At 55.0% G+C, this 10,193-nt stretch carries 7 protein-coding genes and 3 pseudogenes; 3 read left to right on the forward strand and 7 right to left on the reverse strand.

What is annotated here, in order from left to right:
- A pseudogene (locus E3W21_RS31465) lies at positions 1–275 on the forward strand (exonuclease); the annotation flags it as partial.
- Between the two features lie 178 nt (positions 276–453).
- Here the strand turns inward: E3W21_RS31465 and E3W21_RS22145 are convergent.
- From E3W21_RS22145 to tnpB, 6 genes and pseudogenes are all read right to left on the reverse strand, one after another.
- Positions 454–1,389: a M48 family metallopeptidase gene (locus E3W21_RS22145; RefSeq protein ID WP_134421848.1), complete on the reverse strand. Its 936-nt coding sequence runs from the start codon at positions 1,387–1,389 to the stop codon at positions 454–456.
- A 687-nt stretch (positions 1,390–2,076) separates the two neighbouring features.
- A complete protein-coding gene (locus E3W21_RS32425) occupies positions 2,077–2,421 on the reverse strand; it encodes a pentapeptide repeat-containing protein (protein ID WP_134421849.1) in 345 nt (114 codons plus the stop codon).
- Positions 2,357–4,153, reverse strand: a pseudogene (gene ltrA / locus E3W21_RS22155) (group II intron reverse transcriptase/maturase). The gene E3W21_RS32425 and the pseudogene ltrA overlap by 65 nt, the downstream one beginning before the upstream one ends.
- Positions 4,154–4,412: 259 nt before the next feature.
- On the reverse strand, positions 4,413–4,982 hold the full coding sequence (locus E3W21_RS22160) for a nucleotidyltransferase family protein (RefSeq protein ID WP_134421850.1): 570 nt from the start codon (positions 4,980–4,982) through the stop codon (positions 4,413–4,415).
- Positions 4,983–5,106: 124 nt separating this feature from the next.
- Positions 5,107–6,675: an IS66 family transposase gene (locus tag E3W21_RS22165; protein WP_134421851.1), complete on the reverse strand. Its 1,569-nt coding sequence runs from the start codon at positions 6,673–6,675 to the stop codon at positions 5,107–5,109.
- Between the two features lie 62 nt (positions 6,676–6,737).
- Positions 6,738–7,073, reverse strand: coding sequence for an IS66 family insertion sequence element accessory protein TnpB (tnpB, locus tag E3W21_RS31930; RefSeq protein WP_134421852.1), 336 nt, complete (start codon positions 7,071–7,073; stop codon positions 6,738–6,740).
- Between the two features lie 525 nt (positions 7,074–7,598).
- On the opposite strand from tnpB, the gene E3W21_RS22185 reads away from it, so the two are divergent.
- Both E3W21_RS22185 and E3W21_RS31230 read left to right on the forward strand, forming a co-directional pair.
- On the forward strand, positions 7,599–8,066 hold the full coding sequence (locus E3W21_RS22185) for an anti-virulence regulator CigR family protein (protein WP_134421854.1): 468 nt from the start codon (positions 7,599–7,601) through the stop codon (positions 8,064–8,066).
- Positions 8,067–8,224: 158 nt separating this feature from the next.
- On the forward strand, positions 8,225–8,743 hold the full coding sequence (locus E3W21_RS31230; protein WP_166793859.1) for a hypothetical protein: 519 nt from the start codon (positions 8,225–8,227) through the stop codon (positions 8,741–8,743).
- A gap of 137 nt (positions 8,744–8,880) precedes the next feature.
- Here E3W21_RS31230 and E3W21_RS22195 read toward each other — a convergent pair.
- A pseudogene (locus tag E3W21_RS22195) lies at positions 8,881–10,074 on the reverse strand (IS66 family transposase); the annotation flags it as partial.
- Between the last annotated feature and the right edge of the window lie 119 nt (positions 10,075–10,193).

A 10,193-nucleotide genomic window follows, 5' to 3' on the forward strand; every position in this document is an offset into this window, starting at 1 on the left:
TTATTGCGCGATATCCAAACGCTGCTTGGGCATCGTGGGGTGACTATGATGCAAGGCAGCTTGAGCGAGACGCAGGGTTTGCTGCGTGCCCTTCCCTACTCGAAGGCTTGCCCCATTTCAATGCCAGGAAATGGCATGCAGGCTTGTATGACAATCGACCGAAATCACTTAAGCAAACGGTAGAGTCGATGGGCCTGGATTGGAAAGGTACCTATCACCGAGGCATAGACGATGCCAGGAATGTCGCGTCCATCATTAAGGAGATGCTCGGTTGATTAGGTCAGCCGAGCCTACGGCTCGAATGATCGATAGCAAGAAAGCACTGGCACCGTGCTCGACTGATAACTTGGTGCACTACACAAGCTCCTCCCTTTTTGCCTCATACGTAAAGGTGACCCAGAGATCAACTGTACTATGTTCTCCGTCACCGCTTTCAGTTCTCTAAGGTTGACCTCACCCACGCCAGATGGCTTTACATGTTGTCTGAAATTCAACGTCACCGTACACGTCAGAAACAATCTCTGGAACCACTGATGCACTCTGGTTGAAGAAAGTTGCGGCCTCCGTCGAACGACCTTGAGCGCATAAGATTTTAGTTGCGTTAATCGCCACCCACCTACGGGTTTGGTTCTCAGTAGGGTTTAGTTTCCAAGCTTCGTGAATGCTCGTTAGCGCAGCGGTGAACCGGTTGGTTCTGAACTCAGAATAAGCTTTGAAATTCCAGGCCAAAGGATCGCGAGGTTCTTGAATGACGGCAGTACTGAAGTGCCTAAGGGCTTGCTCAAAATCTCCCTTCTTGACGGAGGATCGCCCTGCCGACAAGGCAATTGCCCCTGATGTGCGAACGTCAGGTGCCTCTGTCGCGGAATGGGTGATCACCAACGGAGGAACCGCACCGGCATTGTCTACCTCTTGATCCTTTGCTGGGATTGGGGTTCCTGCCTCATGGTGCAGAGAACGCTGGGTTGCTAGACCGTTTCTGATCGTCCGAATTTGGGTATTGAGGGCATCCGCTTCGGCAGGGAGTATGAGAGTAACCAAGGTTGACAGTCTCAGCTCAGCGTCAGGTTCTGGCGACATAATCAAGTCAATGTGCTGTTGCAGAAATTGCGTACGAGTAGCGTCCCGCGCCCGCTCAATTTCGCTCCGTTTCATATTTAGGTCGGCGGCTTTTTGCTTTTGCTCATCCTCTTGCTTTTGAGCATCAAGCTTCAGTCTTTCTGAGTTTTGATAGTAGTTGGTGATGGTCGGCGTAAGCACGCTAAACACGCTTATGAAGACACCCACCCACAAAACAGTTCGGTTGTGGCTGTTCTCTGTATTAAATTTCGTCAAATCAAACTGTAGCCTGTGATCTTCAACCCCCGGGCTAGATGTCTCTTTATCCAATCGCATTTCCCCATTTGAGCAAGAAGGTGACAAGAATTGCTGCAGAACCGGCGACGGATGCTTGCTCCTGGGCCGCGAAGCCACCGTCAGGGATGCGACCAAGCGAGACTAAAATTTTTGAGGTCGCTATACCTAAGTCACAGATTCGCGAAATCGGCCGCTGCTAGCAAAATAGTGGCGATAGGCTAACGTCGCTTCAGCCTCATTTCTACCGAAGCCGGTGTAATTATGCTCAGACGACACTACTTAACACTTCCCTTAAGGGTTGCCGCGAACTGAATTCTCAGGTAACCATCGACAGCCGACAGGCCAAATGGCTATTTCGCAACAACGCTTGTACGAAATCGAATTCCTACGCACCCGCTCAGTTGAAACCCGCGCGATCAGCATCTTAGTGATTCACCAACAAGATCCACATTACGTATCCCCAAACCCTGCTATCTACGAAACATACATAGGCACGATATCTGGTCGCCTAATAAGAGACTCGACAGTTAAGCAAGGCGGCGGGCTGACCTCACTGGAGGACACACACGACGCGAAGATCGAGACTTATGTTCGTCACTAGCCTTGGCTGGAGCTAGCGAGTAACGCCTTCTTTAATCGCAGCCATCCTTCACCTACCCACGACGCCCAGAGTTCAATCTGGGCGCGCGGGCGGGACATCAGAAGTACGGAGGTCACGATTTAGATCTCATCGTCTGGCAGCCATGGGATGACTCCCTTTGGGCCAACGTCCCAGTTGTGATAAAGGATTTCGCCGCTCACAAACGCTCCCGTGGCGCCGGTGAATATGCACTCATTGATATTCGCGTTACGCAAATCGGCTCCATCGACTTTAGCCCCCAAAAAACAGGCCCCACGGAGGTAGGCTCCACGAAGATCAACGCCTCTCAAATCTGCATAGCTGGTCGCGGTAGGGATGGCAGTTACCTGCCACCCCCCGCACAGATCCGTACGTGCGGAACTACCGCATACGGCTCCTGCCTCGGGTGCGTGACGCGAAACGATCCTCAGGATACGGGTGTGCATTCTTTGGGCTCGGTATGTAGTGATCTGTGAGCAACCCGAAGCGAGACCATTGCAGCCGATTTCGCTGGCTGCGTCGCCCGAGAGCCTGACGCCAATATCGGCATATGGCCTTCCTGAAGCCACTCAACAGCTTCAAGTTTCCTGGCACCGCGTGGTAATTGAAGTAACCACTCACCACCCGAATCAGCCATTGCCCTTGAGCCCGGATGGGTTCATGACGTCGGCGCTTCAGCTCATCCCGAATAGCCAGCAGCGTCGCACGCATTCGCTTCTTGACCGTCAGGCGCAGTATTTGAAACCCACCGCTTCTGTTGGTACTACAACAGTGCGTGAAGCCCAGGAAGTCAAATGTCTCCGGTTTACCTAAGCCTCGCTTCCTACGATTTCTCGCAGCAAAACGACCAAACTCAATCAGTCGTGTTTTCGAGGTATTGAGGGACAATCCGAACTTGGCCAAGCGCTCCTGCAACTGCACCAGAAACTGCTGAGCCTGCCATTGCGTCCTGAAACCCACCACGCTGTCATCCGCGTAGCGCACAACGATCACATCGCCACGGGCATGTCGCTCGCGCTACTGCCTTGTCCACAGATCCAGCACGTAGTGAAGATAGATATTCGCCAGCAGCGGCGAGATCACTGCACCTTGGGGAGTCCCCTTGGTCGCAGCCACCCTACGGCCATCCTCCATAACACCCGCTTGAAGCCATTTGCAGATAAGCCCGAGCAGGCGCCGGTCTGCAATCCGGTGCCCTAGAAACATCAGCATCCATTCATGGTCGATCTCATCAAAGAACGACGTGATATCCGCGTCCAATATCCAGTTCACCTTCTGGCCCTTGAGCGCGACCGTTAACGCATCCAGCGCATCGTGCTGGCTACGTCCTGGCCGAAACCCATACGAGAATCCTAGAAAGTCCTCTTCATAGATCGCATTCAGAACAGTAACGACTGCCTGCTGTACGATCTTATCCTCCAAAGAGGCAATGCCCAGCGGACGCTGCCTGCCGTCGGCTTTGGGGATATAGACCCGCCGTGACGGCGTTGCCCGATAGGCCCCTCTGTGGAGCCTTGCGTGCAACTCGCTCACCCGCTGGTGAAGACCTTCCTCATATTCTCGCCACGACATACCGTCCACCCCCACCGCCGCATCGCGGCGAAGCGCATAAAAGCTCTGCGCCAATAACTGCGGTGTGATGTGGTGCAGCAATGCCGTGAACTGCATGCCCTTGTCCCTCCGGGCTGCTTCACGTACACCTTCAAGTCCCATCGACGCGCAACTGATCCGTCTCAGTGTCCGGGACGCGGGGGGCCTGTCGGTGTTTCCCTTGGCTACGTCCCTTTCCTCCACTATCTCCGCAGGGCCAGGCCCTTTGTTCGATGGCTTCTCAGGTATTACGGACGTATCCGACTTCTCAGCGACGTGGACAGCAGGGTTACGGCTTTTGACCTTTCCTGCTCCGCCCGGTGCTTGCGCACCGGGCACCGCTGAGATCTCCCAGTTTCTGTGCGAAGGACTTCCCGACGTGCACAGGGTCTCCGACCGCGCGGGATCAGAGCATGACTGGCGTATAACGCCATGCTCCGTATTGCCTTCTGCTTCGGTTAACAGCATCGGCATCCCGAATTCCTGATTACGCGGCTCAATGGCTGGCCCATCGGTTTCCCCTGTCAACGCTTCACCCTGCACCTCACGGTGCAACATGCATGACTCGGGGTCTGGTTGATTCGCCATTTCTTACCAGTATCGAACTTTCATCGACTATCCTCCGCCAGCTTTAACTGGCGCACTAACCGTCCGGGCATCCCACCTTGCGCTGCGATATTGACGAACTAAGACGATTCACACCCGTTGCGATCCGCCGATCCACCTGGTTTGTTCACCAAAAAATCAGCTAAGTCCTTAACGGCTTCCTCGGCCAGCAGGCCAACTACAACGGTAATGAAATCGGTGATGGGCGAAGGGTTAGGCATATCGCAATGATCCACGATCTCTACGAATTGTGGGGGTCTATGATCCTGAGCCAAGGCCAGCGAGCTTGATAACTTTTGGCCTTCTGATTGAACAAATCTGGCTGGGGATTTTTTGGATTGATACGAAGCACTCCTTGCTCTACATCGGCCAGGCCGTATGGCGCATAGACTTCACCCGTTTCAGCATCCAGCCCTATACACGTACCAGCAATCAAGTAACGATCAATACCATCTTTTGCCGACTGAAGCTGAGGATAAGACCTTCCAAACCGCTGACTGTACCAAAGATGGACACGAGCCTGATTCTTGATCTCGACGTTAGCCTCGATGTCATGGAAGAGACGCTGAGCTGAGGTGATAACCTCATTCTCGGCCTCCCAAGACAGATCATTGTCGAAGTAAAAAACGTCGTAATCCTTCACCCCCCACGCTGACGGCAGATGGGACTGATGATTCCAGACGGCTTGGAACAAGCAGCCCGCAGTGAGCAAACATTGATTCAAGCGGAGTGAAGGTAAGCGTGAGGTGATTTCAGCGTTTATTGGATTAGCCATTGCTATCTTGACCAACCTTTCGACAGTCAATGTCATTTTCATTCCTTTTGAATCGATCTAGTTTTGATGACCGACAATACATCATAGCTTTGTACTGTTTAGCGGAAGACAGCGTTTTTGCGCATTCTGGGTGTGCGTCCGGGCATCCTGTCTTGCGCAATTAAACCGGTAGCCACCTATGCGGCAGCAGCTCCGCAATCTCACTTGCCCGCTGCGTTGGCAGTCGCGCCAGAACGTCTTTCAAGTAAGCATATGGGTCATGCCCGTTGAGCTTGGCCGACTGGATCAGGCTCATCAACGCCGCCGCGCGTTTGCCGCTGCGCAGCGATCCTGCGAAGAGCCAATTCTTGCGTCCAAGCGCCCATGGTCGGATCTGCTGCTCGATGTGATTGTTATCAATGGGCACCGCGCCGTCATCCAGATAACGTGACAACGCTGCCCAACGTTTCAGGCTGTAATCCAGAGCTTTGGCGATGGCCACGCCATCGTGCACAAGCTCGCGCAGGGCGATCATCCAGGCGTGCAGCATTTCCATCATGGGGACGGCTTTTTCTTGCCGTATTCGTCGCCGTAAATCTGGCTCCAGGTCGCGGATCTCACTTTCGATTTCGTATAGGAACTGGATATAGCGCAGTGCCTGCTCGGCAAGCGTGCTCTTGTTCGTGGCGTGCAAGTCGAAGAACTTGCGCCGGGCATGGGCCATGCAACCGATTTCGGTGACGCCCAGTGCGAAACTGGCCTTGTAACCACCAAAATCATCGCATACCAGCTTGCCTTTCCAGTCTTGCAGGAAGTTGCGTGCATGTTCGCCCGAGCGGCTTGGGCTGAAGTCGTACACCACCGCGCGGATATCGGCTGATGCGGTGGTCGCGTAGGCCCAGACGTAGGCACGATGGGTTTTCTTCGCACCAGGCATGAGCACTTGCACCGGTGTTTCATCGGCATGCACCACGCCGTGGGTGAGCACCACTTCGCGCAGGGCATCAACCAGTGGTTGCAACTGCACACCGCAGGTGCCGACCCACTGGGCTAAGGTCGAGCGCGGGATGGCAAAGCCAGCCCGGGCAAAGATCTTTTCCTGGCGGTACAGCGGTAAATGATCACCGTATTTGGCGACCATCACTTGAGCCAGCAGCCCAGCGGTGGGGATGCCTTTGTCGATGATCTGTGCTGGCACCGGTGCCTGGATCAGCGTTTCGCAGTCATCACAGACCCATTTGCCACGGACATGGCGCTCAACGGTAAATACGCCGGGCGTGTAGTCCAGCTTCTCGCTGACGTCTTCACCGATGCGCTTGAGTGCACAGCCACATGGGCAGTGAGTGTTGTGCGGTTCGTGATGGATCACCGTGCGTGGAAACTCTGCCGGCAATGCCGCGCGTTTAGGCTTTTGCTTCGTCTCAGATTGCGCTGGAGCCGTTTGCAAGGCTTGAAGCTCAGCTTCAATCGCGGCGATATCGGTATCGATCAGGTCATCGAGCAGGCTGGCCTGCTCTGGATTCAGCTGCTCGCTGCGCTTGGCAAACTTGAAACGCTTGAGCTGCGCGATCTCGTGGGTCAACTTCTCGATAACCGTTTGGTCACGGCTGATCTTCTTGCCCATTGTTTCGACTGTTCTGCCCATCGTCTCGACTTGCTGGTCGAGCGTATCGACACGCTGCATCAACTGCGCCGCCAACGCGCGCAGTTGTTCAGGGGTAAGGTGATCGAGATTGGGAGAAAAAGCCATGCCCTGGATTTTACCAAAGCAGATCGCTTGCAGTAGTAGACCAAGGCGCAAATTTCAGCTTTTTAAAGCAGTGTGATCGCGCCGCCACTGCCCATGCGTTGCCAGGGCAAACCCAACACCAAGGCCTGAAGTTGCTCGACATTCAACTCAAGCTCAGGGCCTTGGCGAATGCCTGGCCAGTGAAACTTGCCTTGATTCAATCGGCGAGCCGCAAGCCAGATACCAAACCCGTCATGCACCAAAACTTTCATGCGTGTGGCGCGGCGATTGGCAAACAGATAAGCGCAGTGCGGCTTCGCCGCACCGAACACCGCGATCACCCTGGCCAGCGCAGTTTCAGTGCCGGCACGCATGTCCATGGGCTCGGTGGCGAGCCAGATCGAATCGATGCCGATCATCGCAACAGGTCTCGAAGAAAGGTTGCACAGGCGGCGGCGCTTTCAGTCGGCCAGTTCACCACGACAGTCCCGCGAGGGTGTGGAATCTCGACGCAAATAGTGGCTGGTGCGGTTTCCGATCTTGCCGCAGGTGGCTGCAATTTCAGCGGGATGAAAGCGGGGTGCAGCGCCACGCTTGTAAGCGTCCAGCCAAGTCACCTTCCGAACTCCAACATTTCGGGGTCAGATCATTTTAAGCGGACGTGATAGCCCTTAACGTCAGGATTTCCATGCGTCGACGAAGCTCTTACCCCAAACTGTTCAAAGCCCAGATTGTTCAGGAATATTTGCAGTCCGGTGCCAAGCCAGTTGGATGGCAAGTTGAGCCAACTCAATCTTTCCTTTGGCACGTCCTTGTTGAGTTGGGTGAAGCGCTAAGCGTCTCGACTTGGGAGGTCTATGGGCAGCGGTTAGGCGTCACGGAAACCACATCGTCAACAGTGTCTAAGCTCATAGAGACACCCCGCCCTTCTGAAGGAACGACTCATGCCCAGATCTCGCTCATTAATTGCCGCTCTTACCTGTTTTGCGCTGGTCTCTGGCTCAGCGACTACATTGGCCGATCCTGGTAATGGGAAGGGCCAAGGGAACGGCCAAGGAAATCCGAAAAACGGCCAAGCCCATGGCAACCAGCAAGGGCATGGAAACAATGGTAAAAATGCCGGCGGCGATTGGGATCATGGCCCAAGCATTAATCACGGTAGCGTGCTCGGGATCGTGGGCGGCTATCGGGACTACTGGAGCCCAGGCCCGGCTTTACCACCCGGCATTCAAAAGAACCTCGCGAGGGGCAAACCGCTTCCACCCGGGATTGCAAAAAAACTCGATGGTCGGTTGGTGGGCAGGCTGCCTCATTACGATGGATACGAATGGCAGCAAGCGGGCACCGACTTGATATTGGTCGCGCTGGCAACCGGGATCATCTTCGAAGTTCTCAACGGTGCATTTGATTAGTGCCTAAGTGGCGAATGCGGGCGGAAGTAGTGTTTTGTGCTTCTTCTGGCACTGGGCTGATGCGACAGTGCACAGCCCCTTCCATCTGTCGCAGGACTTGAACTATACAAGGCCGATTGCGTCACAACACATGCGATATTAACCCTACGGAAGCAATCATGCTTTTAAAGAATAAGAGTCTCGTTGCTGTAATGTCCTGCGCCCTGATGCTTGCAGCCGCGCCATTACTCCCTGCTGACCTGTCCATCATGAACTCCGCCTATGCGAAAGACGGTGGTGGTGGTGGTGGCGGTGGTGGTGGTGGTAACGGAGGCGGTAATGGGGGAGGTAACGGAGGTGGTAATGGCGGTGGTAATGGCGGTGGCCACGGCGGCGGTACAGGCGGCGGTCACAGCAGTTCAGGTCACTCCGGCGGCTCTACCAGTAACGGCCACGGCAATGGACTGAGCAGCGATCATGCCGGCAAGGCTGTTCGCGACCGTGGTGAAAGCGGAAACCACTATGGCAGTGATGGCAATAGTGATCGCGGTCATGGCCAAACGACTTCAGGCATCGCCCATTCCAAAGATACTCGCGGCGTGGCCAAAGCCCGTGCAATCTCGACCTCGACGCCAGGCGATCACAACGCGAAAGGGTTGAGCAAAGCCGGGACTTCGGTATCGAAAAAATCGCACTGATCCGCTATACATGCAGCACGCAACCATAAATAAAACGGGCGCCCGACAAGGCGTCCTTTTTTACGCATTCGCGCTGTTAATTAGAGGAGCTTTGTAAGCGTCTGCTTGGGGCACCTTTCGTAAGCCAGGGAGGTAAGTTAGGCAGGAATCCACTGATGCGGCAGCAGTTGCCCGATCTCACTTGCTCGCTGCGCCGGCAGCCGCGTCAGCACATCTTTGAGATAGGCATACGGATCGTGCTCATTCATGCGCGCCGACTGGATCAAACTCATGATTGCCGCCGCGCGTTTCCCACTGCGAAGCGACCCGGCAAACAACCAGTTTGAGCGTCCAAGTGCCCACGGCCTGATCTGGTTTTCGACTGCATTGTTGTCTATGGGCACAGCCCCATCGTTTAGGTAGCGCATCAGCGCTTCCCAGCGTTTAAGGCTGTAATCCAAGGCTTTGGCCGTTGCTGATCCGTTGGGCACAAGATTGCGCTGGGTCAACATCCAGTCGTGCAGCGCTTTCGCCAACGGCGCTGCTTTTTCTTGCCGTATTCGGCAGCGATCCTCGTCGCTCATGTCCCGAGCCTGGCGCTCAACTTCGTACAAACCACCAATCGAGTGCAGTGCCTGTTCTGCCAACTGACTTTTATTCGCCACGTGCAGATCGAAGAACTTGCGGCGGGCGTGGGCCATGCAGCCGATTTCGATCATGCCTTTCTCGAAGCCAGCCTTGTAGCCAGCAAAGTCGTCGCACACCAGCTTGCCGTTCCAGGTGCCGAGGAAGTTACGTGCATGCTCACCGGCGCGGCTCGGACTGAAGTCATAGACCACGGCCTTGAGCGCCGAAAACGGCGTGGTGCAGTAAGCCCAGACATAAGCACGGTGAGTTTTCTTCTGTCCAGGCGCAAGCATTTGCACCGGCGTCTCGTCGGCATGGACAACTCGCTGCGCCAGGACGACTTCTCGCAAGGCATCAACCAATGGCTGAAGCTGTACACCGGTCTGTCCAACCCATTGCGCCAGAGTTGAACGCGCGATGACTAAGCCGGCTCGGCCAAAGATTTTCTCCTGCCGGTACAGCGGCAGGTGATCAGCGAACTTCGCCACCATGACATGAGCGAGCAGACCTGCGGTGGGTATGCCCTTGTCGATCACTTGGGGCGGCACCGGGGCCTGGATCAGTGTTTCGCACTGACGGCAGACCCATTTCCCACGCACATGCTGTTCGACGCTGAACACGCCTGGCGTGTAATCCAGCTTCTCGCTGACGTCCTCGCCGATACGCTGAAGTTGGCAACCGCAAGTGCACTGAGTGTTTTCCGGTTCGTGATGGATGACAGTGTGTTGGCGCTGATTGAAAACTGACCCACCCTGCCGATTGAAAAATGACCCAGGACGGATTGCTGATTTTTGTCCCAGCAATTGTGGATAAGCTTAGCAGCAGTGTTCTGGTTGAAGACGCA

The sequence above is a fragment of the Pseudomonas sp. F01002 genome (genome assembly GCF_004402115.1).
GTDB classification, from domain to species: Bacteria; Pseudomonadota; Gammaproteobacteria; order Pseudomonadales; family Pseudomonadaceae; genus Aquipseudomonas; species Aquipseudomonas frigoris.